The sequence below is a fragment of the Microbacterium sp. OR16 genome (assembly GCF_047306725.1).
Taxonomy (GTDB): Bacteria; Actinomycetota; Actinomycetes; order Actinomycetales; family Microbacteriaceae; genus Microbacterium.
Genome location: NZ_JAZEXK010000002.1, coordinates 24,981 through 43,078, shown reverse-complemented (window position 1 = coordinate 43,078; position 18,098 = coordinate 24,981). Strand labels below are relative to the sequence as shown.

Below are 18,098 nucleotides of genomic sequence, written 5' to 3'. Positions count from 1 at the left end.
TGGAGGGCATGCCCGAGCCCAGAGTCGCCAGCTTCCCGGCGATCCGCGGAGCGCTGAAGTTCTACCAGATCGCCTCGATCATCACCGGCGTCATGCTGCTGCTGCTCGTGACCGAGATGGTGCTGAAGTACACGCCGATCCACCTCGAACTCTTCCTCGGCGGCTCCGGCGGTCCGCTCTGGTTCGCCGAGGTCGTCGAGACCGCCGACGGCCTCGAATCGACCGGCGACGGATTCAACGTGTCGCAGGGCATCCTGGTCGCACACGGCTGGTTCTACGTCGTCTACCTCTTCGCCTGCTTCCGGATGTGGAGCATGATGCGCTGGCCGTTCGTCCGCTTCATCCTGCTCGCCCTCGGCGGCGTCGTCCCGCTGCTGTCCTTCTTCATGGAGACGCGCGTCGCGCGGGACGTGAAGGCCTATCTCGCCCAGCGCGAGGCCGCGGCGTCAGCCGCGTCGCCTGCGCCCACCACCACGGAAGGTGCCCGTTGACCGAGCAGACCGAGACCCAGCAGCGCCCCGCGCTGGTCGTCGACTTCGGAGCGCAGTACGCGCAGCTGATCGCCCGTCGCGTCCGCGAAGCCGGCGTGTACAGCGAGATCGTGCCGCACACGGCCACCGCCGAGGAGATCGCGGCGAAGAACCCCGTCGCCCTGATCCTGTCGGGCGGGCCGTCCTCGGTGTACGAAGACGGCGCTCCGCAGCTCGACCCGGCCGTGTTCGACCTCGGCGTGCCGACGCTGGGCATCTGCTACGGGTTCCAGTACATGGCGCAGACCCTCGGCGGTGAGGTCGCGCACACCGGTCTGCGTGAGTACGGCGCGACCGACGCGCACATCCCCGCCACCGAGAGCACCCTGCTCGCCGGTCAGCCGGCCGAGCAGAACGTGTGGATGAGCCACGGCGACCAGGTGTCGCGCGCGCCCGAGGGCTTCGACGTGCTCGCCACCACCGAGGCGACGAAGGTCGCCGCCTTCGCCAACGAAGAGCGCAAGCTCTACGGCGTGCAGTGGCACCCCGAGGTCAAGCACTCCGACCACGGCCAGGCGATCATCGAGAACTTCCTGCACCGCGGTGCCGGTCTTCCCGCCGAATGGAACAGCGACAACGTGATCGCCGAGCAGATCGAGCGCATCCGCGAGCAGGTCGGTGACGCGCGCGTCATCTCGGCTCTCTCCGGCGGCGTCGACTCCGCCGTGTCGACGGCTCTCGTGCACAAGGCCATCGGCGACCAGCTGACCGCCGTCTTCGTCGACCACGGACTGCTGCGCAAGGGTGAGCGCGAGCAGGTCGAGAAGGATTACGTCGAGTCGACGGGCGTGCGCCTGATCACCGTCGACGCCGTCGACACGTTCCTCGGTCACCTCGAGGGCGTCACCGACCCCGAGACCAAGCGCAAGATCATCGGCCGCGAGTTCATCCGGGCGTTCGAGCAGGTGCAGCGCGACCTCGTCGAAGAGGCCAAGGCGACCGGTGGCGCGCCCGTGAAGTTCCTCGTGCAGGGCACCCTGTACCCCGACGTCGTCGAGTCGGGTGGGGGAGCGGGCACCGCGAACATCAAGTCGCACCACAACGTCGGCGGCCTGCCCGAAGACCTCGATTTCGAGCTCGTCGAACCGCTGCGCGCACTGTTCAAGGACGAGGTCCGCGCAATCGGACGCGAACTCGGCATCCCCGAGGCCATCGTCGGCCGCCAGCCGTTCCCCGGCCCCGGTCTGGGCATCCGGATCATCGGCGAGGTGACCCGCGAGCGTCTCGAGATCCTGCGCGACGCCGACGCCATCGCCCGCGAGGAGCTCAGCAGGGCGGGTCTCGACCAGACGATCTGGCAGTGCCCCGTCGTGCTGCTCGCCGACGTGCGCTCGGTGGGCGTGCAGGGCGACGGCCGCACCTACGGACACCCCATCGTGCTGCGCCCGGTCTCCAGTGAAGACGCCATGACCGCCGACTGGACGCGCCTGCCCTACGACGTGCTCGCCAAGATCTCGAACCGCATCACCAACGAGGTGCGTGAGGTCAATCGGGTCGTGCTCGACGTCACCTCGAAGCCACCGGCGACGATCGAGTGGGAGTGAGAGAAGGGGCCGCGAGAGCGGCCCCTTCTTCGTTTCGCCTTCGGCAGGATCCGGTGTCCTCTCTGCGAGGCCGGCTCGCACCCGTACGCACGAATACGGCCACTGCCCGAGGGCAGCGGCCGTATTCGCTGATACCGGCGTCAGGCGCGGCGACGGTCGCCGCGGCCGACGATGAGGCCGTAGATCAGCAGCACGATGATCGAGCCGCCGATCGCCAGCAGCCAGGTCTGCAGGCTCCAGAACTCCTCGAGGGGAGCATTGAACAGGACGCTGCCGAGCCAGCCGCCGAGCAGTGCGCCGACGACACCGAGCAGAAGGGTGACGATCCAGCCGCCGCCCTGCTTGCCAGGGAGGATCAGCTTCGCGATCGCACCGGCGATGAGTCCGAGGAGGAGAAAGGCGAGGAAGCCCATGATTGTCTCCGATCTGTGAGTGATACCGGGGGTTTCCGGATGCATCAACCCTGCCCGATCGCTACGAATGTATGGCATACCCTTGTGCACGTCCCTCAGATGCGGTAACAGCGGTCGGACATGCGGAACGGGCCGCCCTCCGAAGAGGGCGGCCCGTTCGCGAAACAGCGGCTGATCAGTCGTTGCCGCGCAGGATGGCGAGGATGCGCAGGATCTCGACGTACAGCCAGACGACGGTCACCATGATGCCGAAGGCACCGAGCCAGCCGTACTTGCGGGGAGCGCCGTTGCGCACGCCCTGCTGGATCTGGTCGAAATCCATCACCAGCGAGTAGGCGGCCATGAACACGACGAGGACGCCGATGATGAGGCCGAGCGGGATGCCGAAGACCTCGGCGCTGTAGAGGCCGAAAGCCTGGCCTGCGGGCAGGACGCCCGTCCACATCAGGACGAGGTTGAGCACCGAGAACACCAGATAACCCAGCATCGCGATCATGACGATCTTGGTCATCTTCGCGCTGGCGCGCACCTTGCCGCTGGCGAAGAGCGCGAGAGTGACGCCGACGACGGCGATGGTCGCGAGGGTCGCCTGCATCACGACGCCCGGCCAGATGATCTCGAAGTAGGCCGAGATGGCGCCGACGAACAGACCCTCGAACGCCGCGTACGCCCAGATGAGCGCGGGGCGCACCTTCTTGCGCGAGGTGAACGTGACGACCATGGCGAGCACGAAGCCGCCCAGGGCGCCGACGAGCCACGGGGTCATGTCGGCGTTGCCGCCGGAGTTGACGAAGCTCGTCGCGGTCCACACCCAGCCGACGACGGCGGTGACGAGCAGGATGGCGAAGAGACCGGCGGTCTTCCAGACCGTGTCCTCGACCGTCATCCGGTCGGTCTCGAGTGCGCCTGCGGACGGCGAGGTGTACATGCCCTCCAGCTGCGCGTTGGCGGCGGCATCCATTCCCGCGTGCTGGAACGACGCGGTGCCGGCGGCTGCGCCCGGCGCGGGCGGCGGCGCGTAGGTGCCCTGAGACGAACCGGGATAGGACGCGACATTTCGCGGATCCTGCTGCTGGAACGCCGGGTTGTTGAATGCGAAATTGCTCATGGTGGCCTCTGCTCCCGAGGGATCGGTCATCTCTTTCCTCAAAGATACTCGCGGCAACCTATGGAATGGGTGCTTTACGCTGTGAGCGTGCCCAGGAGAAGACCGCTGATCATCGGGCATCGGGGTGCCCCCGGCTACCGCCCCGAGCACAGCCGATCATCGTACGAACTCGCTCTGGCGATGGGGGTGGATGCCGTCGAACCCGACGTCGTCGCGACCAAGGACGGCGTTCTCGTGCTGCGGCACGAGAACGAGATCTCCGGAACCACCGACGTGGCGGATCATCCGGAGTTCGCCGGGCGCCGCACGACCAAGCGCATCGACGGAGTCTCGCTCACCGGCTGGTTCACCGAGGACTTCACCTGGGCCGAGCTGTCGACCCTGCGCACCCGCGAGCGGCTGCCGAAGATCCGACGCTCCAGCGCCACATTCGATGACGGGCAGCCCATCCTGCGCCTCCCCGACCTGCTCGACCTCGTGCGCGCCGGGTCGGAGGAGCACGGACGTGAGATCGGCATCGTGCTCGAGATCAAGCACGCGACCTACTTCGACAGCATCGGACTCGACCTCGCGCCCCTCATCGAGCGCGACCTGCGTGCCGGTGGCTGGGCCGACGGCGATCTTCCGCTGATCGTCGAGTCGTTCGAGTCGACGATCCTGCACCGGCTTCAGAAGACCGGCATCGCGGCATCCTTCATCTATCTCATCGAATCGGCCGGCAGACCGTTCGACCTCGTCAGCTCCCAGGGCCGGAATGCGCCTGACTACGCTTCCGCGGTCACGCCCGCGGGGCTCGACGAGCTCGCCGGCACGGTCGACGGCATCAGCGTCAGCAAGAAGATGCTGCTGACGCCGGAGAACACGATCGTCGCCGACGCGCACGCGCGCGGTCTGCGGGTGTTCACCTGGACGTGCCGCCCCGAGAACATCTTCCTCGACCCGCGGTTCCGCGCCCAGGGCGGCAAGGCGGCGTTCGGCGACTACGAGGCGGAGTGGCGCGAGATCGCCGACACGGGTGTCGACGGCGTGTTCGTCGACCACCCCGATCTGGGAGTTGCGTTCTTCGCCGAATCCGCGCTCAGCTCCTGAACGCCCCGCCCCGGCTGGGCACGATCTCCTTGCCGAGCGGCATGAGCGAGACGGGCACGAGCTTGAAGTCGGCGATCCCCATCGGGATGCCGATGATCGTGATGCACAGCGCGATACCGGAGAGGATGTGGCCGAGGGCGAGCCACCAGCCCGCCAGGATCACCCACACGATGTTGCCGAGGATCGATCCGAGCCCCGCCTTGGAGTGATCGACCACCTGACGTCCGAACGGCCACAGCGAGTATCCGGCGATGCGGAACGACGCGATCGCCCACGGAATGGTGATGATCGGAATGCACAGCACGATGCCGGCCAGGATGTACCCCAGCCACAGCCAGAAACCGGCGAAGATGACCCAGATGATGTTGAGGATCGTGCGCATGGCCTGATTCTGTCACCTCTGCCCAAGGTGCGGGCGATGGCGGGCAGATCCTGCCGGCTCTGCCCTAGGCTCGGGGCATGGTGGCCTGATGCTGCCGGCTCTGCCCTAGGCTCGGGGCATGGACGGAGTGGTCGCGCAGGGGGTCAAGCGGTCGTTCGGGGCGGTGGATGCTGTGGTCGATGCCACCTTCCGCGCTCTGCCCGGCCGCGTCACGGGGCTGGTCGGTCCGAACGGAGCGGGCAAGACGACGCTGCTGCTCATGCTCGCGTCGCTGCTGGCGCCGGATGCCGGTCGCATCACCATCGACGGCGTCGACCCGGTCGACGACCCGGCCGCGGTGCGGCGAATGCTGGGTTGGATGCCCGACACGCTCGGCGCGTGGCCGTCGCTGACGGCACGGGAGAGCATCGTGACGACAGCGCGGCTGCACGACATGCCGGCGGCGGACGCCCGATCGCGCGCCGACGAGCTGCTCTCCCTCGTGGGTCTCGCCGAACACGCCGCCTCGCCCGCGCGGGTGCTGTCGCGCGGGCAGAAGCAGAAGCTCGGGCTCGCACGCGCTCTCGTGCATCGCCCGCGCGTGCTGCTGCTCGACGAGCCGGCATCCGGCCTCGACCCCGAGGCGCGGGTGCAGCTGCGCGTGCTGCTGCGCGACCTCGCGGCACAGGGGACGACAATCCTCATCTCCAGCCACGTGCTCTCAGAGCTCGAAGAGGTCGTGGACGACACGGTGTTCCTCGTCGCGGGGTCGGTGGTGGCCGCCGCTCCCGCACCCGCCGCGCGCACCTATCGGGTGCGGCTCGCCGTCGGCGACGCACCGACTGCTGTGGCGCACGCGCTCGGCGTGCGTCGCGATCAGGTGGGCGCCGACCGAGGTGACGCCCTGCTCCTCGTCTCCGATGACACCGCTGCGGTCGAGGCGCTGCGCACCCTCGTCTCTGCCGGTGTGCCGGTTCTGGAGTACGGTCCGGCGCAGAGTGCGCTGGAGGCGTCTTTCCTCGCCCTGCGGCATCCGGGATCGGCTGCACCGGCCCCGCCGACTGCACCGGCGCCGCAGGCTGCACCGCCACCGCCGGCTGCACCGGCGTCGCCGGATGCACCACCACCGCCGGCTGCACCGCGGTCGACGGCTGCACCGCAGCCGCCGGCCAGCCCGCAGGAAGGAGCCGCGTCGTGAGCGGATCCCGCATCCTCACCATCGCCCGGCTCGAGCTGACGCAGCGGCTGCGCAGCGTGGGCTGGTACGTGCTGCTGGGCATCTTCGTCGTGCTGCTGCTGGGCATCACGGCGCTGTCGTTCCTGATCTTCTCGAACAACGAGCTGCCGGGCGCCGGCGTCTTCTCGATCATCGTCAACTTCGTGCTGCTGCTCGTGGTGCTCGTGTCGCCGACGCTCAGCGGCAACGCGATCAACGGCGACCGAGACGCGGCGACGCTCGCCCCGATCCAGGTGACCGCCGCGACGACCGGCGACATCATGCTGGGCAAGCTGCTGGCCGCGGTCGCGACCGGGTGCGCATTCCTGCTCATCGCCGTGCCCTTCCTCGCGGCGGGCATGCTCGGCGGCGGCGTCACACCGGGAATGTTCTTCGTCTCGCTGCTCGTGCTGCTGGCCGAGACCATCGTGGTGGCCGCGATGGGCGTGGGACTGAGCGGGCTCATCGCGCGCCCCCTGTTCTCGATCGCCGCCACCTACCTCGTGGTCGCGGCACTGGTCATCGGCACGCTCATCGCCTTCGGTCTCGGGGGAGCGGCGCTGCGCACCGAGTTCACGCAGCAGGAGCGCATGTGGGACGAATCGGGCGAGCCGATCTGCGACGAGTGGCAGGAGTACACCTACGAGCAGCCGCGATTCGATCTGGTCTGGGGCTTCCTCGCGGCGAACCCGTTCGTCGTGCTGGCCGACGCCACGCCCACCCCGTTCGTCGACGGCTACCCGCAGGACCTGTTCGGGCAGGTGAAGTACGGCGTTCGCATGACGCAGGTGCGGCCCGATCCGCAGCGCTGGGATCCGTGCGAGGACGGCGGCCCTCAGACATCGCCCACGCCCGAAGAGCAGATGCGCGGCACCGCACCGAGCTGGTTCGTCGGGCTCGGCATCCAGCTGGTGATCGCGGGCGGTCTCTTCGCCGGCGCCTGGTCGCGCACGCGCACGCCCGCGCGGCGACTTCCTCCCGGCACGCGCATCGCGTGAGGGTCATCGCGCCGCCCCGATCAGAGGAGCCGAGCGACCGGCTCAGCGGGCGCGACGCACCCGTCGGCCGGAGATCGAGCTCGGCGTGAACCGCAGCGGCAGCGACCTGTCGCCCTCTGCCCAGGGGCTGCGCCGCGAGGCGCCCGGCACGGCCGCCAGCTCTTCGTCGGTCATCTCCGAGATCGCGCCGCCGAGCAGAACGCTCCAGCCGGAGCCTGCGAGGTCATCATGATGATCCACCTCGAAGGCCACCTGGAGGGTACTCTGCGTCAACGCGCTGAGCAGGCCGGACGGCGCGGTTCGGATGACCACGTCATCGCCGTCGACGAGATAGTTCACCGGAATGATCTGCACCCGGGCATCCGCCACGAATCCGACCCTCCCCACGGTCGTCGCCCTGAGCAGCTCCCGGCACTCCTGCTCGCTCAACTCGGTCATCATCTCGGCACCGTCCTCTCCGCTCGCTCCGAGCGTACCCCGGTGTCGGACGCCCCGAATAGACTCAAAGTGCCATGACCGACGCCCCTCTCATCGTCCCCGCATCCTCCGGCCCCCACCCCTCCGACGGCCGCGACGAGCTGCTCGCCGGGCTCAATCCGCAGCAGCTCGAGGCGGTGACCCACCGCGGCAGCGCGCTGCTGATCGTCGCCGGTGCCGGATCGGGGAAGACGAGCGTGCTCACCCGCCGGATCGCCCTGCTGCTGCGCCAGCGTGAGGCGTGGCCGAGCCAGATCCTGGCGATCACGTTCACCAACAAGGCGGCGGCCGAGATGCGCGAGCGCGTCTCGGGTCTCGTGGGCGACGTGGCTCGCGGCATGTGGATCTCGACGTTCCACTCCGCCTGCGTGCGGATCCTGAGGCGTGAGGCCGAGCAGTTCGGCTTCACCAAGTCGTTCACGATCTACGACTCGGGCGACTCGCGTGCGCTGCTGAAGAGGCTCGTCAAAGAACACGATGCCGATGCGTTCGGCCTCACGCCCGGCGCGGTGCAGTCGCGCATCTCGAAGCTGAAGAACGAGCTGACGGATGCTGAGGGCTTCGCCCGCCAGGCGAACCTGAGCGACCCGGCCGAGCGCAAGTTCGCCGACATCTTCGCCGACTACCAGCGCGCGCTGCAGAAGGCCAACGCATTCGACTTCGACGACCTCATCGGCCAGACCGTCTATCTGTTCCGCGCCTTCCCCCACGTCGCCGACGTGTACCGCCGTCGTTTCCGGCACATCCTCGTCGACGAGTACCAGGACACGAACCACGCGCAGTACGCGCTGATCCACGAGCTGACCCGCCCGGTCTCCGGAGCGAGCGCCGAGGCGGATGCCTTCGAGATGAACGGCATGATGATTTTCGAGCCGGACCCTTCGACACGCTCAGGGGCCCAGAGTGCCGCTGATGCCGAGGGGGCGTCGCTCACGGTGGTCGGCGATTCCGATCAGTCCATCTACGCCTTCCGCGGCGCCGACATCCGCAACATCAGCGAATTCGAGCGCGACTTCCCCGGCGCCAAGGTCGTGCTGCTCGAGCAGAACTACCGGTCGACGCAGAACATCCTGTCGGCGGCGAACGCCGTGATCGGCAACAACTTCGATCGCAAGGCGAAGAACCTGTGGAGCGATCGCGGCCCCGGCGAGAAGATCGTGGGCTTCACCGGTTACTCGCAGCACGATGAGGCCCAGTTCGTCGCCGACGAGGTCGAGGCGCTGCGCCGCGAGGGCATCCCGTACTCCGAGATGGCCGTCTTCTACCGGACCAACTCGCAGTCGCGCGCGCTGGAGGAGATCTTCATCCGCTCGGCCGTGCCCTACAAGATCATGGGCGGCACCAAGTTCTACGAGCGCGCCGAGATCAAAGACGCCCTCGCGTACCTCGTCGCCGTGGCGAACCCGGCCGACGAGATGGCGGTGCGCCGCATCCTGAACAAACCACGGCGTGGCATCGGCGACGTCACCGAGACCGCGATCGCGCGCTTCGCTGACGAGAACGGGCTCAGCTTCCGCGATGCGCTGCGCAACGCCCCGCTGCTGGGCGTGGGACCGAACATCCAGGCGGCGATCACGCAGCTCGACGCGGTGCTGAACGAGGCAGCCGAGATCCTCACCCCGTCGTCCGGCGAGGTGCCGCCCGCGACCTCGGTCGCCGAGGGGCTCACGGTGCTGCTCAACGGCAGCGGCTACTTCGAGATGCTGCGCGTCAGCCGCGACCCGCAAGACGAGGCGCGGCTCGAGAACCTCGACGAGTTCGTGGCCGTCGCGCGCGACTTCGCCCGCAACAACCCCGACGGCGCGATCGCCGACTTCCTCACCGAGGTGGCTCTCGTATCCGACGCCGACGATCTCGACGACGAGTCCGGCTCGGTGTCGATGATGACGATGCACACCGCCAAGGGGCTGGAGTATGACGCGGTCTTCGTGACCGGTGTCGAGGAGGACCTCATCCCGCATCGCATCTCTGCGGGTGAGCCCGGCGGGCCGCAGGAGGAGCGCCGCCTGTTCTACGTCGGCATCACCCGAGCCCGCAAGCGCCTGCACCTGTCTCTGGCGATGACGCGCGCGCAGTTCGGCGAGGTCTCGGTGGCGATGCCCAGCAGGTTCCTGCAGGAGATCCCGGGCGATCTCATCGACTGGCGCCAGTCGCCCGGAGACGTGAACTCCCGCGGCGGGATGCAGTCTCGTGCGTTGAACGCGCGGCGCCCAGGTGGCTTCGGCGGCGGAAGCGGGTTCTCGAGGCTGTCCGACGGCGGGCCGAAGCCGCTGCCCAAGGGCGGCGGTCTGAAGCCGCTGTCGACGGCGATGGACCGCTTCCCGAACAAGGTCACCGGCAAGGTGCGCGACAACGGCGATCTCGAGCTGGCGGCGGGCGACCGGATCCGCCACGACGACTTCGGCGAGGGGCGCATCGAGGCCGTGACCGGCGAGGGCGCCAAGCGCATCGCGCACGTGCGCTTCGACTCGGCGGGACAGAAGAAGCTGCTCATCAAGATCGCTCCCATCAGCAAGCTCTGACGCCCGCGATGCGGCGCGACGCCCGTCGACTCCCGCGGACGCCGTGCGGTTAGGCTGACTGATATGGCCCTCTTCTCCCGCCGCAAGAAGTCCGACGACCAGCCGACCGCCCCGGCTGCCCCCGCCGCCGAGGCCGAAAGCGTCGAAGAACCCGCGACCGACGTGCCCGCGGAGCCGGTGCCGGATGTCAGCATCTCGGTGCAGGCGTTCCGCGGTGTCGGCGCCGACGCCGGTCCCGAGGTGAGCCTGCCCACGGAAGACGCGTCGCAGAGCGCACCGCCGCGCACCGCACCCGCGCGGTCCTCATCGCCGTCGGCGCAGGGTCTGCCCGGCGAGCAGCAGCCCGCTTCACCCGCCGAGCAGACGGTGCCGCGGCTTCCGCTCGCGCCTGCCCTGCCCCCCGAGCAGACCAATACGGTCGACGGGCTCAACGACAACGTCCTGCTGCGCGAGGCCCTCGCCGAGCTGCAGGAGGGTGCCACCAACGAGCAGCTGATCGGTGTGATGCGCCAGTCGCTGCAGGGGCACCTCTACCTGCGGGTGAACGGCGACGCCCGCGAGCAGATCAGCTCTGGCAAGCCCCTCTCGGTGGGTGTGATCCGCGACGGCGACCGATCGTTCATGCTCGCCTACAGCTCTGGCCGCGCCCTGCAGCAGTCGATCGAGGGAGCTGAAGACGCGGCGGCGACCTCAGCCATCGCCCAGCCGACGACAGCGGTCTACCAGCAGGTGATCGCAGGCGGCTTCACCGGCATCATCATCGACAACTCCTCGGCACCGCATCGGGCGGTGTTCCCCACCGAGCTGCTGCAGAAGGCGCTCGAGCAGGGTGATGAGAACATGGCGATCAAGACCGCGCTGGCCGCTCCGCGCGACGAGCAGAGCGCCGTTCGCGTGGCTGAGGCGCTGGCCGGCACCCGCTGCTGGGTGGCCGTGAATGACGGCTCGAACGGGCAGCCCGTCGGCATCGCCGAAGCGCACGCCACTGACGGACGCCGGTTCCTGCAGGTGTTCTCGCACCCTCTCGAGGTCGTGGCGCTGGGCCGGAAGGACCGGCCCCTGCCGTTCCAGCCCGAGCAGCTGGCGAAGATCCTCAGCGAGCACTCCGGCATCGCCGGCGTGCTCGTCGACATCGCCGGGCCGTCGATCGCCGTCGAGCGCGACGCGCTCAGCGCCGTTCTCGTGCTCGGGATCGACATCGACGACGAGTGACCGACCCGGGGCCGGCCGGTCGCGGTTCTCGGACAGAGTGTGGAACGGGCGTGTGCTCCGGCGACGCGCCGTCGGAGCACGTCGGGTCCGAGGGCACTGGCCGCGGCGGCCGCAAGCCCCTGTGACCGGCGCGCTGAGCGCCCTAGTCTCGGGGCATGGCCTCTGAACGAGTGAAGCTGACCGTGCAGGACCCCGACGGCGAGCGTGTGGTCGATCTGTCGAGTCCGAACAAGGTGGTCTGGCCGACAGACGACGGCGGCGGCATCACCAAGGCCGAGTACGCCGACTACGTGCAGCAGGTGGCGGATGCTTTCCTGACCTCGACCGGCCACCGGCCGGTGTCGCTCGAACGGTTCCGTGACGGCATCCGCGGCGAGCAGTTCTTCTCCAAGAATCCACCCAAGGGCACGCCCGACTACGTCGAGTCGGTGGTGTGCACCTACAACAGCGGACGCCGGCATCCGCAGCTCGTGCTCACCAGACCGAGCGCGATCGTGTGGGCGGTGCAGATGAACACGGTCGTCTTCCACCCGTGGGCATCTCTGGCGTCGAACACCGACAACCCGGTCGAGCTGCGCATCGACCTCGACCCGCAGCCGGGCACCGGCATCGAGCAGGCGATCCCGGCCGCGATCGAACTGCGCGAGGTGCTGCGCGAAGCCGGGCTCGATCCGTTCATCAAGACCAGCGGCAACCGCGGACTGCACGTGTTCAGCCCGATCGTGCCCGAGTGGGAGTTCCTCACCGTGCGCCACGCGGTGATCGCCGCAGGGCGCGAGCTCGAACGCCGGATGCCCGATCGGGTCACGACGAACTGGTGGAAGGAGGAACGCGGAGAGCGGATCTTCGTCGACTTCAACCAGGCCAACCGCGACCGCACCATCGCCGGTGCCTACAGCCCGCGGGCCAGGCCCAACGCACCCGTGTCGACCCCGATCCACTGGGAGGAGCTCGACGACCTCGACCCCGCGCGGTTCACGGTGCGCACGGTGCCCGCCCGGCTCGCCGAGGTCGGAGACCCGTGGTCCGGCATGCAGGATTCGCCCGGCCGGATCGACACGCTGCTCGCCTGGTGGGAGCGCGACGTCGAGAACGGGCTCGGCGAGCTGCCGTTCCCACCGGAGTTCCCCAAGATGCCCGGTGAGCCGCCGCGCGTGCAGCCCAGCAAGAAGGTCGCCGAGAACTGGGACGAGAACGGCGAGCGGGTCGACGACTGAGGGCGGTCGCCGCCGCCGCGCAGAGCCGTCGTCCGGGCTACTCGAGCACGTCGGCCAGGTCGTATCCGGCGACCGTCTCGAGCTGGTCGTACGTGCACGAACGGGCGTCGCGGTCGGGACGCCAGCGGTCGAACTGTACGGTGTGCCGGAAACGGTCGCCCTCGAGCTGGTCGTAGCGCACCTCGAGCACGAGCTCCGGGCGCAAGCGCACGAACGTCATGTCCTTCGCGCCGGTGAACCGCGACCTCTCGCTCTCGCCCGTCACCGCGTCGCCCGCCTCGTCACGGACGACCAGCGGCGCGAGCTCATCGACGAGCGCCCGGCGCATGGCATCCGTCCAGGCGGCGACGCCCCCGACCTGCCGCAGCGCACCCGCATCGTCGTACAGTCCGACGAGCAGCGACCCGACCCCCGTCCCGCTCTTGTGCACGCGATAGCCGAGCGCGACGACATCGGCGCTGCGAGCGTGCTTGATCTTGATCAGCGCGCGCTTGCCTGGCGCGTACGGGTCGTCGAGCGGCTTCGCGACGACGCCGTCCAACCCCGCGCCCTCGAACTCCGCCAGCCAGCGGCGGGCGAGCTCCGGGTCTTCCGTCGCACGGGTCAGGTGCAGCGGATGCGGGGCATCCGCCAGCATCCGCTCGAGTCGCGTCCGTCGCTCTCGGAACGGATGCTGCTGCAGATCCTCCTCGCCCTCGGCGAGCAGGTCGAAGGCGATGAACATCGCCGGGGTCTCGGCGGCCAGCTTCGCGACGCGCGACGCGGCCGGGTGGATGCGCTGGCTGAGCGCCTCCCAGTCGAGACGCTGCGCACCGGCGGGCCCGGTCGCGACCACGATCTCGCCGTCGAGCAGGCATGGACCGGGCAGGATGCCGGCGAGCTGCTCGACCAGCTCGGGGAAGTAGCGCGTCAGCGGCTTGGCCCCGCGCGAGCCGATCTCGAGCGTCTCGCCGTCCCACGCGACGAGCCCGCGGAAGCCGTCCCACTTCGGTTCGTACAGCATCGGCCTCTTCACCGGGTCGGGGACGGATGCCGCGGCCTTGGCCAGCATCGGGGCGGGAATGTCGTACATGCGCCGGTCCTTCCGGGTCGGATCAGAAGAGTCTGGCACGGACGCTCGACGCCACAGGGGGCCTTGCGGGTGAGAGAATGAGTGTGATGAACGAAGTACAGGGCCCGACCCCCGCAGGAACCTCTCGTCCGTACCGATCTCTCGCGGAGGCGCTGCGCGCGCACCGGATCCCCATCGAGAATCACGAGTTCATCGCCGCGGTGACGGACACCGTCGGCATCAGCAGCTACATCGACCGCGGCAGGTACATCGAGGCGATCCGCCGCACCCCGCAGGCGCCCCTGCACATCGGCCGCACCTACATCAACGGCTTCTCCGAAGACGAGCAGGTGAGCGTCGGCGGCCGGGTGCTGCCGCTGCTTCCCAGCGAGGGACGCGCACCGTACTTCTACGTGCACCAGCCCAGTGGGCTGCCGACCGTGTCGGCGTCGAAGCGCTCGGCGTCCGCCGGACGCGCCCCCGCCGCGACACGCCCCGCCCCTCAGCCGCGTGCCCCGAAGGCCACGAACCTCGCGGAGCGCGATTACGGCGTGTGCGACGTGTGCTTCATGGTGAAGAACGCCTCGGGCAAGTGCGGCTGCGACGAGTGACGTCGGCGTGGGGTCAGGACAGCTGAGCCTGCACTCGACGTGAGATCTCGGCCACCGGCATCGACCGGGGGAACACGGCGACCACGACATCGTCGTCTGCCGGGGTGACCGCCTCGGGCAGCACCCCGTAGCGTCGGCGGACGTCGTCGAGCGCGTCGCGCAGCACGCTCAGCGGCACGCGGCTGCCGCGCAGCAGCTGGCGCAGCACATGGTTGTGCACGGCGGTGATCAGTGCCGAGAACCCGACCGCGTCGATGGGCGCGATCCCGGGCAGGGAGTCGCGCAGGTGCTCGTCGAACAGCCGCTCGTACCGGAACACCGTGACGATCTCGCGATCACGCAGCACCGGCACCTCGCGGACGATCTCGTACCGCCGCCTGGCGAGTTCGGGGTCGCGGGCGAAGTGCGTGAACACGCGCTCCGATGCCTCGCAGACCGCCGCCCACGGGTCGTCGTGCGGCTCGGCCAGGAAGTGCCGCAGCTCATCGAGCAGGGCCTCGTGATCGATGAACACGACGTCCTCCTTGCCGCCGAACTGGCGGAAGAAGGTCGATCGCGAGACACCCGCGGCCTTCGCGATCTGCTCGACGGACGTCTGATCGAAGCCCTGAGCGCTGAAGAGTTCGAGGGCCGCGGCGACGACGCCGGTGCTCAGATCTGCGGATTCGTGCATGGCGAAAGCCTAGACCGCGGTGGGCCGGCTCGCCGGTCGGTGTCCGCGGGCGGCGGCGGACCGCCCAGATCGCGGTAGTAGGCTGGGGGATTGGTCGATGTCTCGACATCGAGAGCATCACCAGACCAGACAGCAGCCCAGTGAAGGAACCACAGTGGATCTGTACGAGTACCAGGCACGAGACGTTTTCGAGAAGTACGGAGTGCCGGTCCTCGCCGGCATCGTCGCCGACACCCCCGAGGAGGTGAGGGCGGCCGCCGAGAAGATCGGCGGTGTCGTGGTCGTCAAGGCGCAGGTCAAGACCGGTGGCCGCGGCAAGGCCGGCGGTGTCAAGGTCGCCAAGACCCCCGACGAGGCGTACGAGGCCGCGAAGAGCATCCTCGGTCTCGACATCAAGGGCCACGTCGTCAAGCGAGTGATGGTGGCGCAGGGCGCGCGCATCGCGGAGGAGTTCTACTTCTCGGTGCTGCTCGACCGCGCGAACCGCTCGTACCTGTCGCTGTGCAGCGTCGAGGGCGGCATGGAGATCGAGCAGCTCGCCGTCGAGAAGCCCGAGGCCCTCGCTCGCGTCGAGGTCAACCCGCTGACGGGCATCGATAAGGCGAAGGCCGTCGAGATCGCGCAGGCGGCGAACTTCCCCGAAGACCTGGTCGAGAAGGTCGCCGACGTGTTCGTCAAGCTCTACGACGTTTACAAGGGCGAGGACGCCACGCTCGTCGAGGTCAACCCGCTGGTGCGCACCGAAGACGGCGACATCATCGCCCTCGACGGCAAGGTGACCCTCGACGACAACGCGTCCGAGATCCGTCACCCCGAGCACGAGGCCCTCGCCGACAAGGACTCCGAGAACCCCCTCGAGGCGAAGGCGAAGGCATCCGGTCTGAACTACGTCAAGCTCGACGGACAGGTCGGCATCATCGGCAACGGCGCCGGTCTGGTCATGTCGACCCTCGACGTCGTCGCCTACGCCGGCGAGAAGCACGGCGGCGTCAAGCCGGCGAACTTCCTCGACATCGGTGGCGGCGCATCCGCCACGGTCATGGCCGCAGGCCTCGACGTCATCCTCGGCGACGAGCAGGTCAAGAGCGTGTTCGTGAACGTCTTCGGCGGCATCACCTCGTGCGTGGCGGTCGCGGAGGGCATCGTGAAGGCCCTCGAGATCCTCGGTGACGCGGCCACCAAGCCGCTCGTCGTGCGCCTCGACGGCAACCAGGTCGAAGAGGGTCGCGAGATCCTCGCCGCCGCCAACCACCCGCTGGTCACCCTCGCCGCCACCATGGACGAGGGCGCCGACAAGGCCGCCGAGCTGGCGAACGCCTGACCCTTCGACGGGCTCGGATTTAAGGAACAGACATGTCGATCTTCATCAACAAGGACTCCAAGGTCATCGTCCAGGGCATCACCGGCGGCGAGGGCACCAAGCACACCGCACTGATGCTCAAGGCGGGCACGAACATCGTGGGCGGCGTGAACGCCCGCAAGGCCGGCACCACCGTCGCGCACACCGATAAGGACGGCAACGCCGTCGAGCTCCCCGTCTTCGGCTCTGTCGCCGAGGCGATGGAGAAGACCGGCGCCGACGTCTCGATCGCCTTCGTGCCAGGCGCCTTCACCAAGGACGCCATGGTCGAGGCCATCGACGCCGAGATCCCGCTGCTCGTCGTCATCACCGAGGGCGTGCCCGTCGGCGACAGCGCAGAGGCCTGGGCGTACGCGACCGAGAAGGGCAACAAGACCCGCATCATCGGCCCGAACTGCCCCGGTATCATCACTCCCGACGAGGCGCTGGTCGGCATCACCCCGGCGAACATCACCGGCAAGGGCCCGATCGGCCTGGTGTCGAAGTCGGGCACGCTGACGTACCAGATGATGTTCGAGCTGCGCGACCTGGGCTTCTCGACCGCGATCGGCATCGGCGGCGACCCGGTCATCGGCACCACGCACATCGACGCGCTCGCCGCGTTCGAGGCCGACCCCGAGACCAAGGCCATCGTCATGATCGGCGAGATCGGCGGCGACGCCGAGGAGCGCGCGGCCGACTACATCAAGGCCAACGTCACCAAGCCCGTCGTGGGCTACGTCGCCGGCTTCACCGCTCCCGAGGGCAAGACCATGGGCCACGCCGGCGCCATCGTCTCGGGCTCGGCCGGAACCGCGCAGGCCAAGAAGGAGGCCCTCGAGGCTGCCGGCGTCAAGGTGGGCAAGACGCCCTCCGAGACCGCCGATCTGATGCGCGCCATCGTCGAGGCGCTCTAGTCGCGAAGCGACGCCGACCGGTTGCTGAGCGAGGAGCGCAGCGACCAGTCGACGCACGATGGCCCCGGGATCCATTCCCGGGGCCATCCGCGTCTCCGGGTGGGGAAGCCACGCCACGGCATGGCAGGATTGAGACATGCGCTCCTCGAGGCTCCCGCAGCTGCTGCGCGGGACGTCGTCGGCGCTGGTGGCCACCTTCGTCGCGCTGCTCGCGCACGTCTCCGCCGGGGGAGCGCTGCCCGGCCTCATCGGACTCGTCGTGCCGCTGGTGCTGTCGAGCATGATCAGCGTGCTCCTCGCAGGCCGGCGGCTCTCACCGGCACGGCTGCTCCTCGCCGTCTCGGCCAGCCAGTTCCTCTTCCACGAGCTGTTCATCCTGGGTGCGTTCACGCCGGCCGGCGGGCTGAGCGTGCATCAGCACGGTGCGCCGCCGGTGCTGTCGGGCGCTGAGACCGTCATCGCAGACCCGACCGCGGGGATGTGGCTCGGTCACGCCCTCGCGGTGCTCATCACCACCGCTGCACTGCACCGCGGCGAGATGCTGCTGGTCGGCCTCGTCCGTCTCGCCGGCCGGCTGACGACATGGCTCGTCGCCCTGCTCTGCGATCGCCTGCCCGCCGCGCCGCCCCGCCCCGGGCTGCGCGCCCCGTCGCGCCCCGCGCACACCGACGCCGTCGACACCGGCATCCGCGTCGTCCGGCGGCAGCCGCACCGGGGCCCGCCGCTGGTCTTCAGCATCTGAGAGGCGCCGTCCATCCGGATGGCGCCGTCCGCGCCTGCGCGGACCGCGCACCCGCCACGAGGCGGGCGTGCTTCGTCG

General features: G+C 69.1%; 18 protein-coding genes. 12 read left to right on the top strand and 6 right to left on the bottom strand.

The window, feature by feature from the left end; genetic code table 11:
• The first annotated feature begins 8 nt into the window (after nt 1–8).
• Nucleotides 9–491: a DUF3817 domain-containing protein gene (locus V2S05_RS10880; RefSeq protein WP_271638380.1), complete on the top strand. Its 483-nt coding sequence runs from the start codon at nt 9–11 to the stop codon at nt 489–491.
• The gene (gene guaA, locus V2S05_RS10875) at nt 488–2,074 is read left to right on the top strand and encodes a glutamine-hydrolyzing GMP synthase (RefSeq protein WP_413635317.1); all 1,587 of its coding nucleotides are present in this window, start codon (nt 488–490) and stop codon (nt 2,072–2,074) included. Before V2S05_RS10880 ends, guaA begins: the two co-directional genes overlap by 4 nt.
• Nucleotides 2,075–2,214: 140 nt before the next feature.
• Here the strand turns inward: guaA and V2S05_RS10870 are convergent, their stop codons facing one another.
• On the bottom strand, nt 2,215–2,487 hold the full coding sequence (locus V2S05_RS10870) for a GlsB/YeaQ/YmgE family stress response membrane protein (protein WP_101187418.1): 273 nt from the start codon (nt 2,485–2,487) through the stop codon (nt 2,215–2,217).
• A gap of 175 nt (nt 2,488–2,662) precedes the next feature.
• Nucleotides 2,663–3,595, bottom strand: a complete 933-nt coding sequence (locus V2S05_RS10865; RefSeq protein ID WP_413635316.1) for a Bax inhibitor-1/YccA family membrane protein — start codon at nt 3,593–3,595, stop codon at nt 2,663–2,665.
• An 87-nt stretch (nt 3,596–3,682) separates the two neighbouring features.
• Here V2S05_RS10865 and V2S05_RS10860 point away from each other — a divergent pair, with 87 nt between their 5' ends.
• A complete protein-coding gene (locus V2S05_RS10860; protein ID WP_413635314.1) occupies nt 3,683–4,684 on the top strand; it encodes a glycerophosphodiester phosphodiesterase family protein in 1,002 nt (333 codons plus the stop codon).
• Here V2S05_RS10860 and V2S05_RS10855 read toward each other — a convergent pair.
• Nucleotides 4,674–5,066, bottom strand: coding sequence for a YccF domain-containing protein (locus V2S05_RS10855; RefSeq protein WP_271638375.1), 393 nt, complete (start codon nt 5,064–5,066; stop codon nt 4,674–4,676). The two genes, V2S05_RS10860 and V2S05_RS10855, sit on opposite strands and share 11 nt — an antisense overlap.
• 118 nt (nt 5,067–5,184) lie before the next feature.
• Here V2S05_RS10855 and V2S05_RS10850 point away from each other — a divergent pair, with 118 nt between their 5' ends.
• Both V2S05_RS10850 and V2S05_RS10845 read left to right on the top strand, forming a co-directional pair.
• A complete protein-coding gene (locus tag V2S05_RS10850) occupies nt 5,185–6,243 on the top strand; it encodes an ABC transporter ATP-binding protein (protein WP_413635313.1) in 1,059 nt (352 codons plus the stop codon).
• Nucleotides 6,240–7,259, top strand: coding sequence for an ABC transporter permease (locus tag V2S05_RS10845; RefSeq protein ID WP_413635312.1), 1,020 nt, complete (start codon nt 6,240–6,242; stop codon nt 7,257–7,259). Before V2S05_RS10850 ends, V2S05_RS10845 begins: the two co-directional genes overlap by 4 nt.
• A gap of 42 nt (nt 7,260–7,301) precedes the next feature.
• Here the strand turns inward: V2S05_RS10845 and V2S05_RS10840 are convergent, their stop codons facing one another.
• On the bottom strand, nt 7,302–7,700 hold the full coding sequence (locus V2S05_RS10840; protein ID WP_271638372.1) for a pyridoxamine 5'-phosphate oxidase family protein: 399 nt from the start codon (nt 7,698–7,700) through the stop codon (nt 7,302–7,304).
• A gap of 71 nt (nt 7,701–7,771) precedes the next feature.
• Here V2S05_RS10840 and V2S05_RS10835 point away from each other — a divergent pair, with 71 nt between their 5' ends.
• The 3 genes from V2S05_RS10835 to ligD all read left to right on the top strand — a co-directional run bounded on the left by V2S05_RS10835 (nt 7,772) and on the right by ligD (nt 12,687).
• Entirely contained in the window at nt 7,772–10,258 is a 2,487-nt protein-coding gene (locus tag V2S05_RS10835; RefSeq protein ID WP_413635310.1) for an ATP-dependent helicase, read from the top strand.
• Nucleotides 10,259–10,321: 63 nt separating this feature from the next.
• Nucleotides 10,322–11,470, top strand: a complete 1,149-nt coding sequence (locus V2S05_RS10830; protein WP_413635309.1) for an SseB family protein — start codon at nt 10,322–10,324, stop codon at nt 11,468–11,470.
• Nucleotides 11,471–11,625: 155 nt separating this feature from the next.
• The gene (gene ligD / locus V2S05_RS10825; RefSeq protein ID WP_413635308.1) at nt 11,626–12,687 is read left to right on the top strand and encodes a non-homologous end-joining DNA ligase; all 1,062 of its coding nucleotides are present in this window, start codon (nt 11,626–11,628) and stop codon (nt 12,685–12,687) included.
• 37 nt (nt 12,688–12,724) lie between these two features.
• On the opposite strand, the gene V2S05_RS10820 is transcribed toward ligD, so the two are convergent.
• Nucleotides 12,725–13,759 (bottom strand): ATP-dependent DNA ligase, encoded by a 1,035-nt coding sequence (locus tag V2S05_RS10820; RefSeq protein WP_413635307.1) that lies wholly within the window; start codon nt 13,757–13,759, stop codon nt 12,725–12,727.
• Between the two features lie 86 nt (nt 13,760–13,845).
• Between V2S05_RS10820 and V2S05_RS10815 the strand changes: the two genes are divergently transcribed.
• On the top strand, nt 13,846–14,349 hold the full coding sequence (locus tag V2S05_RS10815; protein ID WP_413635305.1) for a hypothetical protein: 504 nt from the start codon (nt 13,846–13,848) through the stop codon (nt 14,347–14,349).
• A 13-nt stretch (nt 14,350–14,362) separates the two neighbouring features.
• Here the strand turns inward: V2S05_RS10815 and V2S05_RS10810 are convergent, their stop codons facing one another.
• On the bottom strand, nt 14,363–15,022 hold the full coding sequence (locus V2S05_RS10810; protein ID WP_271638366.1) for a TetR family transcriptional regulator: 660 nt from the start codon (nt 15,020–15,022) through the stop codon (nt 14,363–14,365).
• A gap of 154 nt (nt 15,023–15,176) precedes the next feature.
• On the opposite strand from V2S05_RS10810, the gene sucC reads away from it, so the two are divergent.
• From sucC to V2S05_RS10795, 3 genes are all read left to right on the top strand, one after another.
• Nucleotides 15,177–16,343, top strand: a complete 1,167-nt coding sequence (gene sucC, locus V2S05_RS10805; RefSeq protein WP_413635303.1) for an ADP-forming succinate--CoA ligase subunit beta — start codon at nt 15,177–15,179, stop codon at nt 16,341–16,343.
• A gap of 32 nt (nt 16,344–16,375) precedes the next feature.
• Nucleotides 16,376–17,278, top strand: coding sequence for a succinate--CoA ligase subunit alpha (sucD, locus tag V2S05_RS10800; protein WP_271638364.1), 903 nt, complete (start codon nt 16,376–16,378; stop codon nt 17,276–17,278).
• A 136-nt stretch (nt 17,279–17,414) separates the two neighbouring features.
• The gene (locus V2S05_RS10795; protein ID WP_413635302.1) at nt 17,415–18,020 is read left to right on the top strand and encodes a hypothetical protein; all 606 of its coding nucleotides are present in this window, start codon (nt 17,415–17,417) and stop codon (nt 18,018–18,020) included.
• Nucleotides 18,021–18,098 lie beyond the last annotated feature (78 nt).

Bases quoted from the DNA above. Each gene is read 5' to 3' on its own strand.
- sucD (WP_271638364.1), top strand. From the start codon at position 16,376: ATGTCGATCTTCATCAACAAGGACTCCAAGGTCATCGTCCAGGGCATC.
- V2S05_RS10865 (WP_413635316.1), bottom strand. From the start codon at position 3,595: ATGAGCAATTTCGCATTCAACAACCCGGCGTTCCAGCAGCAGGATCCG.
- V2S05_RS10850 (WP_413635313.1), top strand. From the start codon at position 5,185: ATGGACGGAGTGGTCGCGCAGGGGGTCAAGCGGTCGTTCGGGGCGGTG.
- V2S05_RS10835 (WP_413635310.1), top strand. From the start codon at position 7,772: ATGACCGACGCCCCTCTCATCGTCCCCGCATCCTCCGGCCCCCACCCC.
- V2S05_RS10855 (WP_271638375.1), bottom strand. From the start codon at position 5,066: ATGCGCACGATCCTCAACATCATCTGGGTCATCTTCGCCGGTTTCTGG.
- V2S05_RS10820 (WP_413635307.1), bottom strand. From the start codon at position 13,759: ATGTACGACATTCCCGCCCCGATGCTGGCCAAGGCCGCGGCATCCGTC.
- V2S05_RS10870 (WP_101187418.1), bottom strand. From the start codon at position 2,487: ATGGGCTTCCTCGCCTTTCTCCTCCTCGGACTCATCGCCGGTGCGATC.
- V2S05_RS10815 (WP_413635305.1), top strand. From the start codon at position 13,846: ATGAACGAAGTACAGGGCCCGACCCCCGCAGGAACCTCTCGTCCGTAC.
- ligD (WP_413635308.1), top strand. From the start codon at position 11,626: ATGGCCTCTGAACGAGTGAAGCTGACCGTGCAGGACCCCGACGGCGAG.
- V2S05_RS10830 (WP_413635309.1), top strand. From the start codon at position 10,322: ATGGCCCTCTTCTCCCGCCGCAAGAAGTCCGACGACCAGCCGACCGCC.
- V2S05_RS10810 (WP_271638366.1), bottom strand. From the start codon at position 15,022: ATGCACGAATCCGCAGATCTGAGCACCGGCGTCGTCGCCGCGGCCCTC.
- V2S05_RS10880 (WP_271638380.1), top strand. From the start codon at position 9: ATGCCCGAGCCCAGAGTCGCCAGCTTCCCGGCGATCCGCGGAGCGCTG.
- V2S05_RS10840 (WP_271638372.1), bottom strand. From the start codon at position 7,700: ATGATGACCGAGTTGAGCGAGCAGGAGTGCCGGGAGCTGCTCAGGGCG.
- V2S05_RS10795 (WP_413635302.1), top strand. From the start codon at position 17,415: ATGCGCTCCTCGAGGCTCCCGCAGCTGCTGCGCGGGACGTCGTCGGCG.